This window comes from Sphingobacterium sp. BS-2 (assembly GCF_046161205.1).
GTDB lineage: Bacteria > Bacteroidota > Bacteroidia > Sphingobacteriales > Sphingobacteriaceae > Sphingobacterium > Sphingobacterium mizutaii.
Genome location: NZ_JBIXGO010000021.1, coordinates 121,445 through 144,381, shown reverse-complemented (window position 1 = coordinate 144,381; position 22,937 = coordinate 121,445). Strand labels below are relative to the sequence as shown.

21 protein-coding genes and 1 tRNA gene are annotated in these 22,937 nt (G+C 39.8%); 10 read left to right on the top strand and 12 right to left on the bottom strand.

What is annotated here, in order from left to right:
* Nucleotides 1–186 precede the first annotated feature (186 nt).
* Nucleotides 187–261: transfer RNA gene (locus tag ACK2WI_RS16780), tRNA-Glu, on the bottom strand.
* 114 nt (nt 262–375) lie between these two features.
* On the opposite strand from ACK2WI_RS16780, the gene ACK2WI_RS16775 reads away from it, so the two are divergent.
* Complete coding sequence (locus ACK2WI_RS16775; protein ID WP_409151651.1) at nt 376–2,862, top strand: family 20 glycosylhydrolase; 2,487 nt, start codon at nt 376–378, stop codon at nt 2,860–2,862.
* 117 nt (nt 2,863–2,979) lie between these two features.
* Here ACK2WI_RS16775 and ACK2WI_RS16770 read toward each other — a convergent pair whose 3' ends face one another.
* Entirely contained in the window at nt 2,980–3,705 is a 726-nt protein-coding gene (locus ACK2WI_RS16770) for a class I SAM-dependent methyltransferase (RefSeq protein ID WP_409151650.1), read from the bottom strand.
* A gap of 88 nt (nt 3,706–3,793) precedes the next feature.
* Here ACK2WI_RS16770 and ACK2WI_RS16765 point away from each other — a divergent pair, with 88 nt between their 5' ends.
* Entirely contained in the window at nt 3,794–4,666 is an 873-nt protein-coding gene (locus ACK2WI_RS16765) for a LysR family transcriptional regulator (RefSeq protein WP_409151649.1), read from the top strand.
* Nucleotides 4,667–4,716: 50 nt separating this feature from the next.
* Here the strand turns inward: ACK2WI_RS16765 and ACK2WI_RS16760 are convergent, their stop codons facing one another.
* From ACK2WI_RS16760 to ACK2WI_RS16745, 4 genes are all read right to left on the bottom strand, one after another.
* Nucleotides 4,717–5,436, bottom strand: coding sequence for a hypothetical protein (locus ACK2WI_RS16760; protein ID WP_312695885.1), 720 nt, complete (start codon nt 5,434–5,436; stop codon nt 4,717–4,719).
* A 143-nt stretch (nt 5,437–5,579) separates the two neighbouring features.
* A complete protein-coding gene (gene ribH / locus ACK2WI_RS16755; RefSeq protein WP_409151648.1) occupies nt 5,580–6,068 on the bottom strand; it encodes a 6,7-dimethyl-8-ribityllumazine synthase in 489 nt (162 codons plus the stop codon).
* Nucleotides 6,069–6,223: 155 nt separating this feature from the next.
* Nucleotides 6,224–6,901 (bottom strand): tetratricopeptide repeat protein, encoded by a 678-nt coding sequence (locus tag ACK2WI_RS16750; protein ID WP_093101109.1) that lies wholly within the window; start codon nt 6,899–6,901, stop codon nt 6,224–6,226.
* 82 nt (nt 6,902–6,983) lie between these two features.
* Nucleotides 6,984–8,909 (bottom strand): polysaccharide biosynthesis protein, encoded by a 1,926-nt coding sequence (locus tag ACK2WI_RS16745; RefSeq protein WP_409151647.1) that lies wholly within the window; start codon nt 8,907–8,909, stop codon nt 6,984–6,986.
* A gap of 129 nt (nt 8,910–9,038) precedes the next feature.
* On the opposite strand from ACK2WI_RS16745, the gene ACK2WI_RS16740 reads away from it, so the two are divergent.
* The gene (locus tag ACK2WI_RS16740) at nt 9,039–10,250 is read left to right on the top strand and encodes an alanine dehydrogenase (protein ID WP_313367506.1); all 1,212 of its coding nucleotides are present in this window, start codon (nt 9,039–9,041) and stop codon (nt 10,248–10,250) included.
* A 3-nt stretch (nt 10,251–10,253) separates the two neighbouring features.
* Complete coding sequence (locus ACK2WI_RS16735) at nt 10,254–11,120, top strand: alpha/beta hydrolase (protein ID WP_409151646.1); 867 nt, start codon at nt 10,254–10,256, stop codon at nt 11,118–11,120.
* A 9-nt stretch (nt 11,121–11,129) separates the two neighbouring features.
* On the opposite strand, the gene ACK2WI_RS16730 is transcribed toward ACK2WI_RS16735, so the two are convergent.
* From ACK2WI_RS16730 to ACK2WI_RS16705, 6 genes are all read right to left on the bottom strand, one after another.
* Nucleotides 11,130–12,176 (bottom strand): ABC transporter ATP-binding protein, encoded by a 1,047-nt coding sequence (locus ACK2WI_RS16730; protein ID WP_409151645.1) that lies wholly within the window; start codon nt 12,174–12,176, stop codon nt 11,130–11,132.
* Nucleotides 12,177–12,236: 60 nt separating this feature from the next.
* A complete protein-coding gene (locus tag ACK2WI_RS16725; protein ID WP_409151644.1) occupies nt 12,237–13,046 on the bottom strand; it encodes an outer membrane beta-barrel protein in 810 nt (269 codons plus the stop codon).
* A 1-nt stretch (nt 13,047) separates the two neighbouring features.
* Nucleotides 13,048–13,809, bottom strand: coding sequence for a hypothetical protein (locus ACK2WI_RS16720; protein ID WP_409151643.1), 762 nt, complete (start codon nt 13,807–13,809; stop codon nt 13,048–13,050).
* The gene (locus tag ACK2WI_RS16715; RefSeq protein ID WP_409151642.1) at nt 13,806–14,354 is read right to left on the bottom strand and encodes an RNA polymerase sigma factor; all 549 of its coding nucleotides are present in this window, start codon (nt 14,352–14,354) and stop codon (nt 13,806–13,808) included. The genes ACK2WI_RS16720 and ACK2WI_RS16715 overlap by 4 nt, the downstream gene beginning before the upstream one ends.
* A 63-nt stretch (nt 14,355–14,417) precedes the next feature.
* Nucleotides 14,418–14,828 carry a tRNA (adenosine(37)-N6)-threonylcarbamoyltransferase complex ATPase subunit type 1 TsaE gene (tsaE, locus tag ACK2WI_RS16710; protein ID WP_409151641.1) on the bottom strand — a complete coding sequence of 137 codons (411 nt, stop codon included), beginning with the start codon at nt 14,826–14,828 and terminating at the stop codon, nt 14,418–14,420.
* A 13-nt stretch (nt 14,829–14,841) separates the two neighbouring features.
* Nucleotides 14,842–16,395 (bottom strand): PglZ domain-containing protein, encoded by a 1,554-nt coding sequence (locus tag ACK2WI_RS16705; protein ID WP_409151640.1) that lies wholly within the window; start codon nt 16,393–16,395, stop codon nt 14,842–14,844.
* A 655-nt stretch (nt 16,396–17,050) separates the two neighbouring features.
* Between ACK2WI_RS16705 and ACK2WI_RS16700 the strand changes: the two genes are divergently transcribed.
* The 6 genes from ACK2WI_RS16700 to efp all read left to right on the top strand — a co-directional run bounded on the left by ACK2WI_RS16700 (nt 17,051) and on the right by efp (nt 22,881).
* Entirely contained in the window at nt 17,051–18,313 is a 1,263-nt protein-coding gene (locus ACK2WI_RS16700; RefSeq protein WP_409151639.1) for an HD domain-containing protein, read from the top strand.
* 20 nt (nt 18,314–18,333) lie between these two features.
* A complete protein-coding gene (lpxD, locus tag ACK2WI_RS16695) occupies nt 18,334–19,371 on the top strand; it encodes a UDP-3-O-(3-hydroxymyristoyl)glucosamine N-acyltransferase (RefSeq protein ID WP_093101090.1) in 1,038 nt (345 codons plus the stop codon).
* A gap of 40 nt (nt 19,372–19,411) precedes the next feature.
* Nucleotides 19,412–20,806: a bifunctional UDP-3-O-[3-hydroxymyristoyl] N-acetylglucosamine deacetylase/3-hydroxyacyl-ACP dehydratase gene (locus tag ACK2WI_RS16690; protein WP_175486360.1), complete on the top strand. Its 1,395-nt coding sequence runs from the start codon at nt 19,412–19,414 to the stop codon at nt 20,804–20,806.
* Between the two features lie 10 nt (nt 20,807–20,816).
* Entirely contained in the window at nt 20,817–21,611 is a 795-nt protein-coding gene (lpxA, locus tag ACK2WI_RS16685) for an acyl-ACP--UDP-N-acetylglucosamine O-acyltransferase (RefSeq protein WP_093101087.1), read from the top strand.
* A 19-nt stretch (nt 21,612–21,630) separates the two neighbouring features.
* A complete protein-coding gene (locus tag ACK2WI_RS16680; protein ID WP_409151638.1) occupies nt 21,631–22,251 on the top strand; it encodes an ATP-binding cassette domain-containing protein in 621 nt (206 codons plus the stop codon).
* A 69-nt stretch (nt 22,252–22,320) separates the two neighbouring features.
* The gene (gene efp, locus ACK2WI_RS16675) at nt 22,321–22,881 is read left to right on the top strand and encodes an elongation factor P (RefSeq protein ID WP_093101084.1); all 561 of its coding nucleotides are present in this window, start codon (nt 22,321–22,323) and stop codon (nt 22,879–22,881) included.
* Nucleotides 22,882–22,937 lie beyond the last annotated feature (56 nt).

Below are 22,937 nucleotides of genomic sequence, written 5' to 3'. Positions count from 1 at the left end.
TATTTATAAAACATGTTGTAAATCAGTGAATTGAATACGTTTCAGTGAGTACTTCGATCAAATTTAATGACTCACCGAATGACTCGCTAAAAGTTTGCGAATTTCTGAACATTTTGATCTGCCATAAAAACAAAAAAGCTTGCAAATGTTCAATTTGCAAGCTTTTGTATGTTTTGATCTTCGATCTGGTAGCCCGTAGGGGAATCGAACCCCTGTTTCAAGAATGAAAATCTTGCGTCCTAACCCCTAGACGAACGGGCCGTTTTGTTTTCCGGTGTGCAAATATAGAATTTACTTTTATTAACACAAAATATTTTTCATAAAAATTGCTGATTCCCTTTTAAGGTGCTATTTTTAAGCTGTAAACTACATCATATGAAACTAATTAAAACCCTAAGTCTCTGCGGAGTTCTTCTGTTGGCAGGTCAAGCACATGCCCAAAAGAATAATCTGGAAGTAAAATGGGATTTCAATGAAAATTATAACACCAAAGATAACCTTGCCCTGAAGATCATTGTGAAAAACAATGAAGCTCAGAATTTGGACCTTAAAGGATACAACCTTTGGTTCAATTCCATGTATCCCATTGAGGAGAAAAGTACGGATGGTTATTCAATACACAACCGCAATGGGAATTTATATTCCATCGATTTCACAGATCAGTCCCTTATCAAAGGGAAAGATTCCTTGGTGATAGATTATAAATCGCCCTATCCGATCACCCACACATCCTTGACTCCAAATGGATTCTACCTTCAAAACCGAAATAATCCAAAGGAAATCATCAATATCGGGCATCCGCAGGTAATTCCATTACATCTCAGTTCAGAAGAACAGAACAAATTTCTAAATGAACTCTTTGAAAAGAATGCATCTCGGATCTCTTCGGGTGAGCAATTAATACTTCCTACCCCTGCCCATATCAAAGTAGGGAAGGGGAATTATAAGTTCAATGCAGATATCAGCTACTATGTGCATGAGCATTTCAACTTTGCCCTAAAGCCTTTCCAAGAGCTAGCTCAGCAATTGAGCCAATTCAATTTTGTCAATGGCGATGAAGCCAATGCCAATATCAGGATACTCTATAAAAAAGGAATGGCTAATGAGGAGTACAACCTAAAGATCGACAACAAAGGCATTACCATTGAAGCAAGCGAAGCTGCTGGTGCATTCTATGCCTTGCAGTCCATCAAGTCCCTGCTTACAGCGGATCAACTGAAAGGGAAAGCAGATGTAAGCCTTCCGTATTTAGAAGTCAATGATAAGCCAAGGTTTGAATATCGCGGTTTCATGATGGATATAGCCCGTAATTTTAAAGGCGTCGAAACCATCAAAAAATATATCGATGTTTTGGCGCAATTAAAGGTAAACAAACTCCATCTGCACTTCATTGACGATGAGGGCTGGCGTTTAGAAATCCCTTCCTTACCAGAATTGACAGAAATTGGTTCTCAACGTTCTCCTTTCTATCAGGATGGAGCGAGCATTCAACCTGCCTATGGTTCAGGAACGAATGTGACTGAAGGGCATTTCTTGACCAAAGCTCAATTTCAAGACCTCTTGAAATATGCTTCGGCAAACTATATCAACATTATTCCTGAAATCGAAACCCCTGGCCATGCCCGTGCTGCCATTAAATCGATGGAAGCGAGGTATAACAGGTTGATGAAGGCCGGCAAAACCCAAGAAGCGGAGGAATTCTTACTTTATGAAGCCGAGGACAAATCAGAATACAGCTCAGCTCAATACTGGGATGATAATGTCATGAACCCGGCATTGCCTTCCGTTTACCGCTTTTTAGACGTTGTGTTGGATGATATCAAGAAGATGTATGACGAGGTAGGCTTAAAGTTAGATGTGGTTTCCTTGGGCGGAGACGAGGTCCCTGCAGGTTCTTGGGAGAAATCTCCGGCGATTCAAGCATTGATGCAAAAAGAAGGTTTCAAATCGGTTTATGAAGTTTGGCCTTATTATGTAAAGAAGATCAATGAAATCTGTGCCTCCAAGGGTTTGACCATGGCCGGATGGGAAGAATTCGGAATGGTCAATAAAGGGTCTGGAATGGTAGTCAACGATGAATTGGCGCATCTCAACATGCATCTCGATGTATGGAATAATGTAATCGGCGGAGGTCATGAAGACTTGGTCTATAAATTGGCCAATGCAGGATACAAGACCATCTTCATCAGTGCTGCAAACCTCTATCTGGATATGGTTTGGGATCGCGACTTCAGGGAACCCGGATTAAAATGGGCCGCTATTTCCGATCTTTATCATTCCTTCTCGCTATTACCCGAAAACTTTTTCTCCAATATGGCCATTACAGAGCCGGGCAAGAAATTGGAACCTAAATACCTGGCATCCAAAGCTCGTTTGACCGAAAAAGGAAAATCTAATCTATTAGGCATTAAAGCCGCTCTTTGGGCAGAAACCGTATTGACCCCAGAACGTATGGACTATATGTTGTTCCCAAGGTTATATGCCTTGTCTGAGCGTGCTTGGGCGCCTAAGAGAGCATGGGAGGAAGATTCAAAGTTTGATAAAAAAGCCTTTGCTCAAAGCTATTCCGAATTTGTCAATAAAGTAGGTAAAAAGGAACTTCCAAAACTTGAACTGATTGCCGATGGTTTCTATTACAGATTGCCGTCTGTAGGCGTTATCCAAAAAGGAAACAAACTACAAGCAAATATAGAATACCCTGGCTTTACTATCTTTTATACCACCGATGGTACAGAACCCAAAGTGGGATCGCAAAGATTCCCTAAAGAAGGTATTAACATCAAAAAAGGAGATAAAGTCAATTTAGCCGTGGTAGACGATAAAGGTAGGGTTGGAAGGGTATCAACCTACATAGCCCAATAAAACACCTCCCAATAAGCAGAACATCCAAGGCTATGATTCCCATAACCTTGGATGTTCCCTTTTCTTATAAAAAAAGCCTTTCCACTGTCTCACATCTCAAATCTCACATCTCACATCTCAATTCTCCTCCTCCTTAAACCCCAAAAAAGAAGCAAAGCATAAATGCTTATGCAATACATCCACTTTTTTGAAGCCTACTTTCTCCAATAAATGCAGTTGATAAAGCAAGGGTCTAGGCGAATCCTCTTTTTCTATATAACTAAATACATGTTCTTGATAGTCTTTGTCCTTCAATCCCACTAAAAACTCGCCATAGCGATCAGTAAACATGAACTTTTGGATTTCAGGACTATTTTGCTCCACCATATCAAAGATCCAGATGCTTCCACCTTCATTTAGCAATCCATATAGTTTCTTGAAGGCGTTTTCCCAATCCTGATCATCCCGTAAATGATGCAATACCATAGTGGCGATGATCACATCATATTTCCCTTCAGGTAAATCCACAGACCTAAAATCTCCCTTAAATACTTGAACATCGCCTTCCGTAAATTCTTGAACCCTTTGTCTTGCTCTATCCAACATCGGTTGACTTAAGTCTACTAAATCCACATTCACCTTGTTGTTGCTTTTCATTAAGGTCTTGATGGCGTAGTTGCCCGCACCACAGCCGATGTCCAATATATTTTTCAGATTCGGATAGATATCCCGGATCCCGTCAGTAATCAATTCCATGTTCAATACCGCATCGATGGTATTTGCCTGACTGGTTTCCAGATTGGCAAAGCGCTCCACGTCGGCATCAAAGCGCTGTTCTATTTCTTCTAATGTTGATTTTTCCATAATCTATTTTTTCTATATCCAAATTTATCGGATTCAGTTATACCTAAAAAATACTATTTTTATCATGGTATAATACTTATTAGGTATCATGGAACTACGACATCTACTCTATTTCAAGACCCTTGCAGAGGAACTCCATTTTGGCAATGCAGCCAAAAAGCTCTTTATTTCACAGCCACCGCTGAGCAGACAGATCAAGGAACTCGAGAATGAACTGCAGGTCGATCTCTTTCACAGGAACAATAAAAAGGTTGAACTTACCGAAGCAGGGCAATATTTCTATTCCCAAATCAATGAACTGATCGATCACTTGGAACAAGTTAAAAATACGACCCGATTGATCCATGAACAGGTCTCAGGCGAACTGCGTTTAGGCTATATCAGTTCGACACCAAAAGGACTTATTGCAAGAATCTTAGAAGACCTGAAACATAGTTTTCCAAATCTGCAGGTCAATCTTATAGAAGCATCCAGCCAATCTCAAATAAAAGCTTTGGAAAATGGAAGATTAGATCTTGCCATTATTCGAAGCAGCATCCCCAATCCAATTATTGTCAAGAAGCTGCTTTTCAAAGATGAATTATGTTTAGTAGGGCATAAGGATAGTTTCGGTCAACAATCCATGGATCAAATCAGTAAAATGGATTATATCTCTTTCAATCAAGACTATGCGCCAGAATATTCAAGGCTTAGCGAAGAGTTTTGCAATACAATAGGTTTTGAACCCAAAATAAAACATCAATGCAATAATATGAATGCTATCCTTGAACTGGTGAGATTGAAAGTAGGCTATGCCATTGCGCCATTAAGTATGGTGAAGGATATCTCAGATTTCTCAGTAATTAGTTCATCCAGTTTGAAGAAGAAGTTGGATAGTAACGTGTATTTAGCCTTTCATCAAGATAATTCCAGAACTGGTTTGATCCAGATCATGGAAAGGATCATGAAAATCCAAAAATAAAGGCCATTCAACATATTGAATGGCCTTTTTATTTCTTGAGAAATTTATCCTTAGAATGCTTTAAACTTCTCTGGTTCCATTTCGGTAAAGGAAGCTACCTTTTGATAGGTAATGCTATCCGAAGATCCCTTAAAGGTTGTCGGCAGGATCAGACCATTTCCGATATCCTTATAGCCATTTACCAAATAGCTCTTGTTATCAATATCCAAGCGTTTCACCAAACCAGACTCCTCGCTTACATAGAAACTACCCGAATTACCTAAGAAATTCGAAAAGTCCAACTTCTGTAGCTTCTCTGCATTGATAATCTTGCTACTGGTCTGCGAACTGATATTGGAAGCCATAATGGTGATCGGTAAGGAAAGCACCTTCAAGTCAATATTGTACTGCGCGATCAAATCAGGCAGCAATTCTTTATAGGTTTGCAGGGCCATTTCAGCTCCATTTTCATCATAAACATGATTTAATTTTTGGTTCTGAACATTTAACAGAGCCACTACGTTCTCATTGTTCAAGGTACCTTCAAAACGAACATTCCCTGTTTGTTTATCCAATAAGAATTTTCTGTTTCCGCTGATTGAAGGGTATTTGCTATTCCCAGATACGGTAAACATGATATATTTTGTGGTTTCCCATTTGTTTTTACCACCTACTGCATTCCAGATTTTATCTACAATGCCATTGGACTGCGCCAAGAGGATTGCTGGAGAAATAGTGATGGCAGCAAATATTAAATAGATATAGAAAACTATATTCTTCTTTTGTTTCATAATACTGAATTATTGTGATAATATGAGAGGAATTCACTACGTGCATAAAGCTGCAACCCCAGAATCAAATTGGGAATGATTGAGTTGCTTTGTCCGTATGTGTATTTTGTTTCATAACCTCCTAGATATCAAAAACAATACCATTAATGGTTTTTATGGATTAGGCCCATTTGGATTGCCGTTATGGCAGCTTCTTCACCTTTATTTCCGTGCTTGCCACCAGCTCTATCCAAAGCCTGTTCTTGGTTGTCTGTAGTTAATACGCCAAAAATTACCGGTTTATTATATTTGATCCCCACTTGTGCAATACCATTTGCTACGGCATCACAAATAAAGTCAAAATGTCTCGTTTCACCTTGGATAACACAACCTAGTGTAATTACCGCGTCCAATTCTTTATTTCGCAAAGCAATGTCACTTCCTGAAATCAATTCATAGCTTCCAGGTACCTCAATTAGCTCAATATTCTCTTCCTTCGCGCCATTCTCTAATAACCCTTTGTATGCGCCATTCAATAAAGCTCCAGTGATTTGAGCATTCCATTGAGATACAACAATTGCAAATTTTAGACGCTCAGCATTGCCCACCTGTAAATGGGAAAAATCAGATAGATTTTTTAAAGTACTCGACATAGATATAAATTAAAATAAAAAGGCTACCATAGGTAGCCCTCAAAGTTAATTAAAATATTTTTGGTATTCGGCCAATGCTTATTGACCTCCTAGTATTAATTCCTTTACTTAATAGTACTCCAGTCTAAATACTAAATACTTAGTACTTAATACTATTACTGTTGTTTTGCTTGAACGCGAGCGATAAAGCTATCTACTGTTGTAGATTCTGCGCTTTCAGGATACTCATCTCTGATTTTTTGATAAGAAGCCTCAGCGTTTTTGTAATCCTGTAGTTCCTCGTATACCAAACCTAATTTCTTTAAGAATATTGGAGTTGTATATGCATTTGCACTTTTTTCAGCTGCTTTTTTGTAATAGTTGGCAGCCTTGTCATAGATTTTCTCTTCTGAATAAGCATCACCTAAAAGACCGATCACCAATGGATCCAATACTTGACTACCAGTCTCCGTATATTGCTCTAGGTATTTGATCGCTTCTTTAAAGTTCTTCTGACGTAAGTATAGACCACCTAAGTATGCATTCGCTACGTTTGCAGATTTAGTGTTAGAATATTCGTCAGCAATTTCTTTGAAACCTGGGAATGAACCGTCGCCATCGATTGCCTTTTTCTGAAGCGAATCAATAGTAGCGTAATATTCCGCTTGGTACATTTGGTTAGCAGCTTTCTCTGCTCTTGGTGCTAAATATAATTTTTGGTATCCAAAATATAGAAGGATCAATACGACGATACCTGCTACAATAAAGATGATACTCTTTTCATTTTCTTGGAAAAATGATTTCTTCGGCCCTGATTTTACCGCTGAAGAACCGTTTTGTTTATTTTGTGACATTCTTAGTTTTAATAGATTACGGAACGCAAAAATACACTTTTAAAGAATACTTGCAATAATTTAGGAAAAATATTTAAAGGCATTATGGGTTCACATTGACCATTGTTTCCTTATCCAATTGTTCATAAATGGAATTCTGGCTTTTGAATTCGGGAACCATGACTTTCATTTGCCTTACAATATTTAGGTTGTTGTTGCTGTCCAGTTGTTTGGAAAGCATGTGTATTTCATTTTTTACTAACTCAAAGTCGTTCTCACGGACCTTTGCAATCATGATTTTTTCATGATGGGTAGGCATCGTGTTTTCAAGATCGTTCAATAGCTCCTCATAGAGCTTTTCACCTGGCCTTAACCCCGTGAATTTAATGTCTATATCCTTGAAAGGGGTTAAGCCGGATAAACGGATCATCTTTTTGGCCAAATCGACAATCTTTACCGATTTTCCCATGTCAAAAACAAAGATCTCACCGCCATTACCCATATTTCCTGCTTCAATTACCAATTGACAAGCCTCAGGAATGGTCATGAAATACCTGGTGATATCAGGATGGGTCACCGTTACTGGTCCACCTTTCTCTATTTGGTCCTTGAATCTTGGAATCACTGAACCGTTCGATCCCAGAACATTTCCAAAACGTGTCGTGATAAACCTAGTCCCTTTAATGCCATTCACCGTGGTCAGGAAGTTGTTCAGGGATTGGACATATTTTTCAGCAATCCTTTTGGTGGCACCCATCACATTCGTTGGGTTAACCGCCTTGTCTGTTGAAACAAAAACAAATTTCTGGACATCAAACTCTACTGCCAGATTGGACAATAAGTAGGTTCCAAAAACATTCGTTTTCACACCTTCACTGGGATGGTTTTCCATCATAGGAACATGTTTATAGGCCGCAGCATGATAAACGTAATGCGGTTTGAAAGTCTCGAAGAGCAAACGCATACGTTCTTCGCTTCGGATATCAGCAATATAGGTATGGTAAATTTGGTTCTTGAACTGATCTTGAAGGTCCAATTGCAGATTGTGCAAAGGAGATTCCGCCTGATCACAAAGAATGATCATCTGCGGTTCATACTTTCCCAACTGCTTTGAGATTTCACTTCCTATAGATCCCGCTGCACCAGTAACCAATACACGCTTACCACGTAATTGATCCATCAGCTTCTCGTTGGAAATCTGGATCGGAGCGCGCTCTAGCAGGTCCTCGATTTTGATCTGTTTGATCTGCGCCGGAGATAAATCACCATTGATAATCTTATTTACCGGAGGTAGGGTCAATACCGTAATATTATGCTCTAATGCTTGATCGATGATATTGTTCTTGATGTCAATATCAATATTGGAAGAAGCAATGATCAATTCATCCACACCGAATTTATCAACCGCCCTAGTAAAATCCTTCGATCCATAGATCTTCAGTCCATCAATGGACTTGCCAATTTTTTCATCATTATCGTCTATATAGGCTACAATGGTCTTTTCAGAACGAAAGTCATGTTCAAAGGTTCTCTTCACAGCTATCCCTAAATCACCGGCACCATATACGATGGCATTCTTTCGGCCATTCCTAGTGGATTTGGTGTATTGAAAGAAGATCTTGATACAGGTACGATAGGTTGTAAGGCCTGTAAATGCAAACAAAGCATAGATGATAATCAGGTTTGTGGGGATTTTGATATGTATTTGTAACGCAATGAAGATCAACTTCGCCAAAAACATGATGATCGACGTGAAGACAATCGTCGATAGAATTCGGATAGAATCTACCGCCGATGTATACCTTACGATACCACTATATAACTTAAATACCAAGAAGGAAATGGCAGTTAAAGTCATGCAAAATAAGAACTCAATTGAGAAATCAGTTTTTGAGAAAGAATCGACGTTGAAGTTGTTGTATAGGGTAAATGCAAGTAGAAAGGCACAAGCTGAAACGGCTATGTCAAACATAAAAATAATCCATCTCGGAACTATCTTGATGTGATTCAACGGCTTAATTATTTTCATCGTAACGGGTTAGTTTGTAAACTTAAGATTATTAAAGTTTATTATTTTAATTTTAACCAAATATAATCGTTTAAGCTTTATTTGTTGAAATATTATTGCGTATTTTTAACTTGCATTATATTTACGTAAATGATAAATGTATCTAAATTAGCTCAAGAAGGAGTACTACAACCTAAGGAAGCTTTGCTTTCGAAAGACAGAAAAAAAGGCAGTTTAACTATCGGTATCCCTAAAGAAAATACCTTCCAAGAAAATAGAATTGCACTGACGCCACTCTCTGTTGGGTTGTTGGTAGAAAATGGTCATGAAATCATTATTGAAACTGGAGCGGGTGATGCCTCCAATTTCCAAGACCATCATTATAGCGAGCAAGGAGCCCGTATCGTATACGATAAAAAAGAAGTCTATAAAGCAGACTTAATCATTAAGATTTCCAGTCCTACCTTGAAAGAGGTGGAACTGATGAAGAACAGGCAGGTTTTGTTCAGTTCCCAACAACCTTCCTTGATGAAGATTGAAGTCCTGAAAGCCTTAATGAAAAAACAGATCACCGCGCTTTCCTTCGAATATTTACAAGATGAGGGTGGACATCTATCTGTTGTCCGTGCCATGAGTGAAATCGTCGGAGCGACTTCCGTATTGATCGCCGCTGAATACCTTTCCAATGTTTTTGATGGCAAGGGCTTGATGTTAGGAGGGGTTACTGGTGTTCCGCCAACAGAAATGGTCATTATTGGAGCTGGTACCGTTGGGGAGTTTGCTGCAAGGACTGCCATTGCACTTGGTGCACAGGTCAAGGTCTTTGACAGCTCGGTATATAGGTTGAGACGTCTACAGAGCAATGTAGGCAGCCGCGTCTTCACTTCCGTAGTCCAACCGATTGTCCTCAATAAAGCTGTTCGAACCTGTGATGTGGTGATTGGAGCAGTAAGAGCAAAGAACGGTCGCACACCATGTTTGATTTCTGAGGACACCGTTTCCAAGATGAAACCTAATTCTGTTCTGATAGACGTAAGTATTGATCAAGGTGGGGTATTTGAAACCTCTGAAGTGACCAATCATGATAAACCTACCTTCAGGAAATATGATGTCATCCACTATTGTGTTCCCAATATTGCATCTAGAGTTGCTAGGACCGCCACTTATGCCCTGACCAATATCTTCACTCCGATCTTGATCGAGATTGGCGAGGCAGGAGGAATGAACAATATGATCTGGGCTAATCAAGGCATACGAAGTGCCATCTATTTATATCACGGAAATCTAACTAACAAAGACATGAGCGAGAAGTTCCAGTTGCCTTGCAAGGACCTGAACCTGATCGTCATGGCGAACTTATAAACGATGAGAAAATACCTAATCCTTTTTATTTTAAGCATGATTGCATGGCATACCAAAGCCCAAGATACTGGGCAAATGAGATATTTGTATGGAAACGAGGAAATTCCAAAGTCTAAATTAATAGTTGATTCCCTCGACGAATTGGATAAACCTAAATTATACGTCCATAAAGCCAATCAAGAAAAAGAGGATCTGGTATTCTTGGTAATTCCAGGTGGTGGATATGCCGGTGTGGCCATCAACCACGAAGGTCATGATGTAGCAAAAAGGCTAAACGACTTGGGCTACTCTGCCTATGTGCTTTTTTATAGGCTTCCAAAAGTGGAAACTATGGAAGACAAACGTTTTGGACCACTTCAAGACGCCCAATATGCCATGGCACAGATCAGAGCGGAAAACCCGAATAAAAAGGTAGTAGTCATTGGCTTCTCCGCAGGAGGACATTTAGCAGCTACACTTTCCAACCTTTATGACCGACCCCAAACGGAATTTCTTGAACAAGCAAACTTGAAACCTGATTTCTCGGTGCTGTGTTACCCCGTTATCTCCATGGATTCTACCATCACCCATCAAGGTTCCAAAAACAACCTGATAGGTCCTCATTTTATGGCTGAAGATGTTGAACTGTTCTCCCTGGAAAAACAAGTGGATAAAAACAACCAACCTACTTTCCTGATGAGTGCCAAGGATGATAAGGTCGTGCCTATTGAAAATAGTTACAGGTACCAAGATTCTTTAGGACTTTATAATATTCCAAATCCGATCTTTACCTACGAAGAAGGAGGGCATGGATTCGGATTGGTCAATAAAACCGATAATAGAGATTGGTTTGCAGCCATGATGGAATGGTTGCAGAACGTAAATCGATAAAAGATATTTCTATTGAAATTGATGATAGGAAGATACGAGGATATTGATTCTCGTATTTTTTTTGATTTCAACTTTTGGATATTGAACCATGTGCAAGGTTAATTCGTCATTTCCGAGAATAACCTCATTATAGAAGCCTCTGAATTTAATATCCTTGATCCAGAACTTTCCGTCCGCATTGATTTCATAGCTGACGTTTTCCTGCAGGATAGAAATTAAGGAGCGGGTTTCTATATCCAAGATTTTGGCAGCGACGGGGGTCAATACATTGCTCTTCGCCAATAATCTAGCTGTATAGGGTGTGTTTGGCGTAGCATATAAAACCGATGGATTCCCGTAATCGGCTATTTCTCCTGCTTTCATCACCAATAGAAAGTCTGCCATGGCCAATACTTCCGCTGGATCATGAGAAACCAAAATAACAGTCAAGCCTGTGTTTTTGACAATATTTTGGATATCCTGTTGCAATTCATCCCTAAAGGCAGCATCTACTTGGTTGAAGGGCTCATCCATTAATAATACCTCTGGATCATTGATCAATGCTCTGGAAATAGCGACACGTTGCTTTTCGCCTCCACTTAAATCGGCAACCCTTTTTTGTGCCAAATGATCGATGCGCAATTGTTCCAGGACTTCCTGTGTTCTCCTAGCTTTCAGCTCCAGGTTGGTGTTGGAGAGTTGGGAGGCCACATTATCCCATACCTTGGCATAAAGATTTAAATCATCAAAGCCTTGGGAGACTAATTTCATGGCATCATGTCCCGGGATCAATTTGTCTTTTCGGGTGGGAACCAGCCAACCTCTATATCTAATCTCTCCCGTATGGGGCTCCAATAGGCCGTAAATCAACTTCAGCAAGGTGCTTTTGCCACTTCCGGATTCGCCGATGATCGCCGTAATCTTGCCTTCCTCAATACCAAAATTTACCTGATTTACCGCAGTCACGATAAGGTTGCCTTCAAAAACTGCAGACACATTCTCCCCATGGATTAAGGGAAGGTTAGGTTTTTGAACATCAGAAAAAATATATTGACAAGAGTTAGATTGTTGCGCCATAAAAAATGTCGGATCTTTTGAACCCGACACAAAAATACAGTTTACGAATCGTTTTTACTATTAAAAACCTAGAGTCAATCCAAAAGCAATGTTTTTAACACCCTCTTGGGCTGGGCTCTTTTCAAAAAGATTATTCATATAATACTTGGCAAATAAGCCAAAATCGTCATAGCCAATGCGGATAAATGGACCATATTGAAATGTCTGCAAGTTATAGGTATCCTTGAACTTCTGCTTTCCATTGTCATCGCTCTTCAAGCGTTGTGTTCCTTTCAATAATATGCCTGTCATTGCTCCAAAAGCAAGTTTTACCCTTTTTCCATTGTTCAGTTGTCTACTTCTCAATTCAAATGAAAGCGGAAGGCGCAAGTAAGTGGAAGTAAAAACATTTTTCGAATAGTTTGCATCATCATCCAAAGGCTCATAGGTCAATGGCGTTACATTTTCCAACAGCAGGACATTTTGTTTCAGGCGCCAATAATTCCATTCAAAACCAGCAGAAAGGTAAACCTTAAAATTATCATTGAACCTTAAACCAAACTGTGCGATATCAAAGCCAAAATTAGAAGCCTTTTTATAGCTCAAGAATTGATTTTGCTCAGACAGTGTAAAACTACCGTCGTCTGAAAGTCTTGAAAATCCCCAATCTATCCTTGTAAAGGTTAAACCACCATACGCTCTAGGGTATTGGATTTCTTTGCTGTCCTTTTCCCCATTGTCCTTGTCTTCCTTGCCAAGGGTAAAAGAGAAATCATGGCTACTGCTATTGGTGCTGTCTTTCTTCTCTTTTTCGTTGTTTTCTTGAGCAGATGCAGAAAAGCTAATCAAGCCTAATGCAAGGATGAGTGTTGAAAAAAGTCTAATTTTCATATTATCTTCTGGTTTTTGCGATGCTGTTAAATAAATCTACCGTAATGGTTCCTTCCTCGTCCGAACTGAATTTTACAGCCTTATTCGAAGGGTTTAAGTTTTCGGATAGCGTGTTCAGGATATTCGTGAATATGGTTTGTTTTTTCTTAGGTTCTTTTTTTGCCTCGGCATACATGACCTCTTCATGTTCGATTATATTGACCAAGGGTTGGATAGGTGCTACTTCTACTGCAACTAAATCTGCCGGTTTCTCATCAATATCATCCATATCTATTGTGGTCACTACATTCAAAGCTGGAGTAGGCAATGTGATATTTTCTCGCTCTGGGTTTTCAACCTTTGCTAGGGCCAGGTTTTTCGCTGGCCTTCTTGGAGTTTGATCAAGAAGAACCTCATTATTCTGGCTTTCTGCTTTTGATGCTACTGGTGTAGGTGCTTCAGCTATCTCTTTTTCAACTGGAATTGGGGCCTGTGCAATTGGTTTAGCTATGACTTCTTCCATCGGATCCTCTTGTTGCGCTAGGGTTGGAGTGCTTTCAACCGATGTGTTCTCCTGGAACAGGAACATTTTGATAGAAAATCCTAATGCTAAGACCAGGCAGGCTGCAATCATCCAAACGTAAACAGTGCTTTTCTTTCTCAAAGGAACGATTTTTTCCTCATCAAGTTTGGCTTCAATGCCTTGCCAGATGGATGCTTCCGGTATTATTTCTTGATCCCGAAGACCATCTGAAAACAATTTGTCTATTTCTTGATCTTTCATATTCCTAATTCCTCCATTTTTTGAATGCGCTCTTTCAGCCAAACTCTTGCTCTTGAAAGTTGAGATTTCGAACTGCCTTCGCTGATGTCCAGCATATCCGCTATCTCCTTATGGTTGTAGCCTTCGATGGCATACAGGTTGAAAACCGTACGGTAGCCCATGGGTAGCTTTTTGATCAATGCCAATAAATCCTTGTAGTCCAAATGATTTAATGAAAAAGTACCAGCTTGTTCCAATTCCTTCCCGCTAAGTTCATCCGTTGAAAGAAAATGCACCTTGTTCTTGCGGTGACTTTCAATCGCTGTATTGACCATGACCCGGCGTATCCATCCTTCCAAAGAACCTTTGCCCTCATAGAGCTCACATTTATTGAAAACCTTAATGAAACCGTTCTGTAAAATATCAGCTGCTTCATCTTGATCCTTGGCGTACCTTAAACATAAAGCATACATTTTCGGTGAAAAGTATTGGTACAGTTCCGATTGAGCTTGTCTCTCTCTGGACTTGCACCTCTCCCATATATGTATAACTTTATTAGGCTCCAATGTGTGATCTGGTTTATTGTAAAGACGCCCTTCAGCCTAAAAGGGTTGCAACGGAAATAAAAATTATTTCAAAAAGATAGTTCTGCTCTGATCTTCAGCAACTTCTATTTTAACGATCGCAGCATCTTCCGGAATCAGATTCGGGATTTTCTCCGGCCATTCGATAAAACAATAGTCCCCGGAATAGAAATATTCCTCATAACCTAGATCATAAGCCTCTTGTTCGCTTTTCAATCGATAGAAATCAAAATGATAGATTGGACCATTCTCCGTGTGATACTCGTTGACAATAGAGAAGGTGGGACTTGATGTGCTGTCTGTTACATTTAAGTAAGCACAGATCGCTTTAATAAAAGTCGTTTTTCCGGCTCCCATAGGTGCTTGAAAAACAAATACTCTTTTTTCACCTGCGTTTTCAATGAGCCATGCTGCTGCAGCCGCTAGGCCTTCTGTGTTCGCAACTCTATATTCCATTTTTACTGCTTTATTATTTTGGACTGTAGGTGATGAATGGAATGATCATTTCTTCCAAGGATATCCCCCCATGCTGGAAGGTGCCATTGAAATAATGTACAAACTGATTATAATTGTTTGGATAGACAAAATAGGTGTCTTCCTTCGCAAAAACATAGGTGGAACTCATGTGAACACGTGGTAACTGAGCTTCCAGTGGGTTCTTGATCACAAAAACATCTTTGTCAATATAGTTTAGGTTCTTGCCCTGCTTATACCTTAAGTTCGTGTTAGTATTCCTATCTCCAATAATCTTGCTAGGTTTCTTGACACGGATAGTGCCATGGTCTGTTGTGATGATGACCCGAACATTCTTTTGGGCAAGCCATTTCAGAACATCCAATAATGGGGAGTGCTCAAACCAAGATAAGGTCAAGGAACGGTATGCCGCTTCATCATTAGCCAACTCCCTGATCATGGCCATATCCGTGCGGGCATGAGATAACATGTCCACAAAGTTATAGACCAGTACGTTCAGGTCATTATGCATATACTTGTTGATGTTTTCCAAGACATCCTTGCCTTGTTCCATCGTTATGACCTTGGTATAGCTGTGTCGGATATCTTTTCGATAGACCCTTTTAATTTGGTCCGCCAAGAATACATCCTCGTAGAGGTTCTTGCCGCCTTCATCATCATCGTTCTGCCATTCTTTTGGAAAGCGCTTTTCCATCTCCAAAGGGGTCAGACCACTAAAAATGGCATTCCTAGCATATTGAGTTGCGGTAGGTAAGATGCTGTAATAGCTATCCTCTTCCTCCACGCGGTAATAATCAGTCATCACCTCATTGATGACTTTCCATTGATCGTACCTTAAGTTGTCGATCAAAAAGAAAAAGGTAGGCTTTTCAGCTTCCATTTTTGGGAATACCTTCTTCTTAAAAAGTTGATGGGATAGGGTTGGTCCATTTTCTGGATTCTTTATCCAGCTGAGATATTCTTTTTCAATGAATTTGGAGAAGAGTAGATTGGCTTCAGATTTCTGCATGGTCAAGATCTCATGCATCCCTGCATCTTCCAACTTTTCTAAAGAGAGTTCCCAGTAAAGTAGTTTTTTATAAGCATCTACCCACTGCTGGAAATTGAGGTTATCGTTCATGCGCATCCCCAATTCGCGGAAATCTTGTTGGTAAGCCATGGAAGTCCGTTCAGAAACCAAGCGTTTGTTTTCTGTGAACTTCTTGATGGTCAATAAGATTTGTTTTGGGTTAACCGGTTTGATCAGGTAATCATCGATTTTGGCACCTATGGCATCTTCCATCAAATGCTCTTCCTCGTTCTTGGTTACCAATACGGTTGGTATCGAAGGATTGATGGCTTTCAGCTTGTCCAAGGTTTCCAGACCGGTTAATCCAGGCATATTTTCATCGAGGAAAACCAGGTCAAAGGGTTCGTTTTGAAAAGCCTCAACAGCATCAGAGCCGTTATTAACGGTTTTTACCTTATAATCTTTCTGTTCTAACAACAAGATATGTGGTTTCAAGAACTCAATCTCATCATCAGCCCAAAGTATATGTATTTTCTGCATGTATCAATCCTTAGAAAAGCTAATTTACAGCTTTTAAAGGGATTTGCTGTTGTCTTTTCGTTATTAATATTAGCGAATCGGTCTGTGAGGAAGGATGCATGCCGGGTTTTATCTGTATTTGAGAGGTTATCCTAAAGGCTTGATTTTTTGGATTATATTCTGACCTCATTCGAGACACATTCGGAATTTTCCGAATGTGTCTCGAATGAGGTCAAAGCCAGGTCCGAAGGATGTGGTCAGAAAAATCCCGAAATCCAACCAAGATTCAGGGAAATGAAGAGGATAAAGCAGGTAATTAAGGGTGAAAAAAATAGGTCTTGTGACAAAGCAAGCATTTGTAATGATAATTAATGAAAGTAGGGGTTTAATATCCTGAAATTAGGATGGTAAATCCCTTGTTAAGCTTTGATTATCTTGGAGTTGGAGGAGGAAATAGCAGGATATTTAGGGATTATTTAATCGAATTTATCCAGGAATATCCTTGTGAAATTAGGATCCTTGTAATGGAATCTAGGTATTTACTGAAAAATTGACCCTTTTTGGATTTTTTTTAACATTTATTAAGTACCATGTATGTATCTTTGCCCGTATCTTAGCCATAATATACTGTATAGTACAAGTGGGTGAGGCTAGATTTTAATCACTATTTAGGCATTTGAACAAGAAGAAAATAATAAATGATCCTGTTTACGGTTTTGTTACGATCCCGTCGGGGTTTATTTATGACCTGATTCAACATCCATACTTGCAGCGGCTGCGTTATATCAAACAAGTGAGCATGACTCATTTGGTTTATCCGGGAGCTTTGCATACTCGTTTTCAGCATGTTGTAGGCGCTATGCACTTGATGAGCTTGGCCATCGAGACCTTAAGAGGAAAGGATGTGTCGATTTCGGAAAAAGAAGAGGAAGCTGCTCTGGCTGCCATTCTTCTGCACGATGTTGGGCATGGACCTTTTTCACATTCGCTTGAGCATACCTTAGTTGAAGGTGTGTCACATGAGTTGATTTCAGCTCTATTGATGGACAAGTTGAATGAAGAGTTTTCAGGACGATTAGATTTAGCTATAACCATTTTCAACGATCAATACCACCGAAAATTCTTGCATCAATTAGTATCTAGCCAACTGGATACCGATAGAATGGACTACTTGAACCGAGATAGTTTCTTTACAGGAGTTTCTGAAGGCGTGATTTCTTTTGATAGGATTATCAAAATGCTGAACGTAAAGGATGATGAGTTGGTGGTGGAGGCGAAAGGGATCTATTCGGTAGAAAAGTTTTTGATAGCGAGGAGATTGATGTATTGGCAGGTATACTTGCACAAAACAGTCATCACTGCCGAACAGATGTTGATCAAAGCGCTGGGAAGAGCCAAAGAACTGAGCAATAAAGGAGTAAAATTGTTTGCTACTCCAGCATTGGATCATTTCCTGAACAACAAGATTGATAAAGAGACTTTTCTTTCAAACGAGTCGCATTTAGAATGGTTTACTCGTTTAGATGACACGGATATTTTATCAGCGATCAAGATTTGGGCAGACCATGACGATCAGATACTGAGTATGTTATGTTCTAAACTTCTCCGCAGAGAATTGTTCCGCACGGAATTAAGCAATACGCCGTTCTCTGAAGAATATGTGTCGGAATTGAAGGGAAGGTTGAAGGAAAGATTTGATGTGAATCAAGACGATTTAGATTATTTGTTGTATCAACAGGTTATTGGAAATAATGCTTATGATTCATCGGAGACCAAAATCTGTGTGATGATGAAAGATGGGCAATTATTGGATATAGCTGAAGCTTCAGATTTATCAAATATTGAGTCATTATCTAGAAGAGTGGAGAAATACGCAATAACCTATCCTAAGGAGATAGGCAGGGTTTCTTCCGATCAACAAATGATTATTAACAAATAAACAAATACAAGTATTACTTAATGCAATTTACCGCGGAACAAATAGCGACATTATTAAAAGGACAGGTAGAGGGTAATCCTGAGACCTTAGTAGATCAGTTGTCCAAAATTGAGGAGGCTGGTCCTAAGAGCTTGACTTTTTTGGCGAATCCGAAGTACGAACACTTTATATACGATACAGAGGCGGGGATTATAGTGATCAATGAGGATCTGACCTTGCAGAAAGCTGTGAAATCTACTCTTATCCGAGTGAAAAACGCATATACTGCTTTTACAGAATTGTTGAAGCTATATGATGAAATGAGGAATGATAGAAGTGGAATCGATGAACAAGTTTACATACATGAGTCTTCCAGCATTGGGCAGAATCCTTATATCGGGGCATTCAGCTATATTGGAAAGAATGTAGTGATCGGGAACCAAGTGAAGATCTATCCTCAGGTGTACATTGCCGATGATGTCAAGATTGGAGACAATAGCGTATTGTTACCAGGGGTAAAGGTTTATAAAGACTGCATCATTGGAAATCGGGTGATCATCCATGCTGGATCAGTGATAGGGAGCGATGGTTTTGGATTTGCTCCAAAAGAGGACGGTTCTTATGAGAAGATCCCGCAGATAGGGAATGTCATTATTGAAGATGATGTAGAGATCGGTGCAAATACGGTTATTGACCGAGCAACTTTAGGTTCTACAAGGATATTGAAAGGCGTTAAATTGGATAACTTGATCCAGATCGCGCATAATGTGGAGGTGGGATCGAATACGGTTATTGCAGCGCAGACCGGAATTTCCGGGAGTACCAAGATTGGTGAGAATGTGGTTTTAGGGGGACAGGTAGGTGTGGTTGGCCATATCAGCATTGCCAAAGGCAGTCAGGTACAGGCTCAATCTGGCATCAACCGATCGATATTGGAAGAAAATAAGAAATGGGGCGGAAGTCCGGCATTTCCATACAGCAATGAGCTGCGTTCGCAGGTGCTTTATTCCAAGCTTCCGGAGCTTGAAAAACGCATTGCGGAGTTAGAAAGGCAATTAAATCAAAAAAATAATAGCTAACTTTACAAGATAATTTTTTTGCAAAATACTAATGTTAGATATGAATGTAAAACAGAGAACCATTAAATCTGACGTCCATTTTTCGGGCGTGGGTCTTCATACCGGTAAGCAAGTGAATGTGACTTTGAAACCGGCTGCAGAAAACCACTGGTACAAATTCAAACGAGTAGATTTAGATGGTCAACCAATTGTAAGTGTGGATGTTGATAATGTGAGCAACACTGCACGGGGAACTACAATTTCTCAAAACGGAGCTTCTGTAAGTACCATCGAACATTTGATGGCAGCATTGGTAGGCTTGCAATTAGATAACGTATTGATTGAGATCGACGCTCCTGAGGTTCCGATCTTAGATGGAAGTTCGGCCATTTTCATCGAGAAAATCCAAGAAGTAGGATTTCAAGATCAAGATGCAGACCGTGATTTCTTTGAAGTAACAGATAATATTCACTATACCGATCCAGAAAACAAGGTAGAAATTGTTGCCATGCCAGTTGATGGCTATCGCATCACTTGTATGATCGATTTCAACTCTCCGGTTTTGGGAAGTCAACATGCATCGATCAGTGATCTGGATGAATTCAGCAAAGAGATTGCTGGATCTCGTACTTTTTGTTTCCTACATGAATTGGAAGCTTTGGTAAGCCAAAATTTAATTAAGGGTGGCGATTTGTCCAATGCCATCGTTATAGTAGATAAAGAAGTATCGGAAGGTGAATTGGATAAATTACAGGATCTATTCCATAAACGCGTTGAAGTGGCACAGGAGGGTATCTTGAACAATATTTCATTGCGATACCAAAATGAGCCGGCAAGACATAAGTTATTGGACATGATCGGTGATTTGGCTTTAGTAGGAAAACCTATTAAAGGCCATATTATGGCAGCGCGTCCTGGACATGCAGCCAACGTAGCATTTGCCAAACGCATTAAAGGGCAAATCAAACGTGAAAAGAATAAAAAGAATGTAAAGGTTTATGACCCGAATACACCTCCAGTTTACGATACGGTTCAAATCATGAATATTTTACCACACCGTCAGCCATTCTTGATGATCGATAAGATCTTGGAACTGTCGCAGACCCACGTGGTAGGATTGAAGAACGTAACGATGAACGAGGACCTTTTCATGGGTCATTTTCCAGGCGCACCTTTATTCCCTGGGGTATTGCAGATCGAGGCGATGGCACAAACAGGTGGTATATTGGTGTTGAATACTGTCCCAGACCCAGAAAACTGGTTGACTTTATTCTTGAAGATCGAAAATGCGAGATTCAAGAACCAAGTGGTACCAGGGGATACCGTAATTTTCACTTGTGAGTTATTGGAGCCAATCCGTAGAGGAATTGCGAGAATGAAAGGAGTTGGTATGGTAGGTGACAAGGTGGTAAGTGAAGCAGAATTAATGGCCCAAATAGTAAAGGTCAAAGGATAATTTAATAAGAATGATTCAACCATTATCATATATACATCCTGAGGCAAAGATTGCACAGAATGTGGTTATTGAACCATTCTCGACCATCCACAAGGATGTTGAGATTGGTGAGGGAACTTGGATAGGCTCGAATGTAACCATTATGAATGGTGCACGAATTGGAAAAAATTGTAGGATTTTCCCTGGAGCTGTTATTTCCGGAGAACCCCAAGATTTAAAGTTTGAAGGTGAGATCACCACGGCGGAGATTGGCGACAATACGACCATCCGTGAATGTGTGACCATCAATAGAGGAACAAAGGACAGATACCGTACGGTCATCGGTAAGAACTGTTTGATCCAAGCTTATAGTCATATCGCACATGACTGTTTTATTGGTGATAACTGCATCTTTTCGAACTCCAGTACCTTAGCTGGCCATATTACCGTAGGTGACTACGTTGTATTGGCGGGTATGGTTGCGGTACATCAGTTCTGTAAAATCGGTTCACATGCCTTTGTGACCGGTGGTACTTTGGTCAGAAAGGATGTTCCTCCGTATATCAAAGCAGCGAGGGAGCCTATTTCCTATGCGGGTATCAATTCCGTGGGATTGAGAAGAAGAGGCTACACAAACGAGCAGATCAATGAGATCCAAGGCATCTATAGGGTTCTATTTGTACAGCACAGTAACCTAGGTAAGGCATTGGATATTGTGGAAGCTGAGTTTAAGGCTACCGAACTTCGGGATGAGATCCTTGGGTTTGTGCGAGCATCAAACCGTGGAGTGGTAAAGGGATTTGGTCAAGGCAGATCTGGAATATAAACTTAAATAATACGATTATTTGAATATAATTTTACAAGATATTGGTAGGAGGTATAATAGGGAATGGATTTTTAGACAACTCGATTATACCTTTTCTTTTGGAAAGAGCTATGCTATCCTCGGGCCGAATGGTTCTGGGAAATCCACCCTCATCAAAGTGATCACAGGTGCCTTAACAGCGAGCGAAGGAGAACTGAAGTTTGAAGATGGCGGTCAGGAGCAGCAAATTGAGCAGATTTTCCAAAAGATAAGCCTCGCTGCGCCCTATGTAGAGCTGATCGAGGAGTTTTCCTTGAATGAAATGTTAGATTTTCATTTCAAGTTTAAAACCTTCCTACCGGGTTATGATATTGAACGCATCAAAGAAACCTTGGGTTTTGCGAAAAACACGTTTGAAAAAGATATCCGACACTTTTCATCGGGGATGAAACAAAGGGTAAAATTGATTTTAGCTTGTTGTTCTCAAAGTAAATTGTTATTCTTGGATGAACCTACAAGCAATTTGGATAAAGAGGGCGAACATTGGTACCTGAACTTGATCGAGCATACCAAATCAGACCGTATTCTGGTGATCGGGTCCAATCAGGAGCATGAATATAACTTCTGTGATGAGCAGTTGCAGATCATGAGTTATAAGTAGGGCAGGACTTGTCTTTCATTGGAAAGATGGAAGAGATTTTATATTTTTGCGAAAGAAATTATTAAAAATATGGCAAAAGCTTCAGACGTTAAGAGTGGAAATATACTTCGTTTCAATGGGGAATTAGTATCGGTAGAGGAATATATTCACCGTACCCCAGGAAACTTGCGTGCATTCTATCAAGCAAGAATGCGTAATGTTAAGACTGGAAAATTAGTAGAATACAGATTTAGAACAGATGAAGAGGTGGAAATTGCTCGTGTAGAGACGAATGACTACCAATATTTATATGAAGACGGGGATTTTTTCGTGGTGATGGACAATGAATCCTACGAACAATTCAATATCCCAAAAGTTTTATTTGGGGATTCAGCTCGTTTCTTAAAAGAAGGAATGAACGTAATCGTGGCATTTGAAAGTGAAGAGGCTATTATGGCCCAGACTCCTGCAAGTGTGGAATTGGAGATTACCTATACAGAACCTGCAGTGAAGGGTGATACCTCGACGAATGCATTGAAAAGTGCAACTGTAGAGACTGGCGTAGAAATCCGTGTTCCTTTGTTCATTAATCAAGGTGATAAAGTAAAAGTGGATACACGTACAGGTGATTACATGGAACGTGTAAAATAAGATCTTAGGTTTAGGTTGATTATTCGGTCTTGTTAGCTCCCATGCTTCAAGGCCGT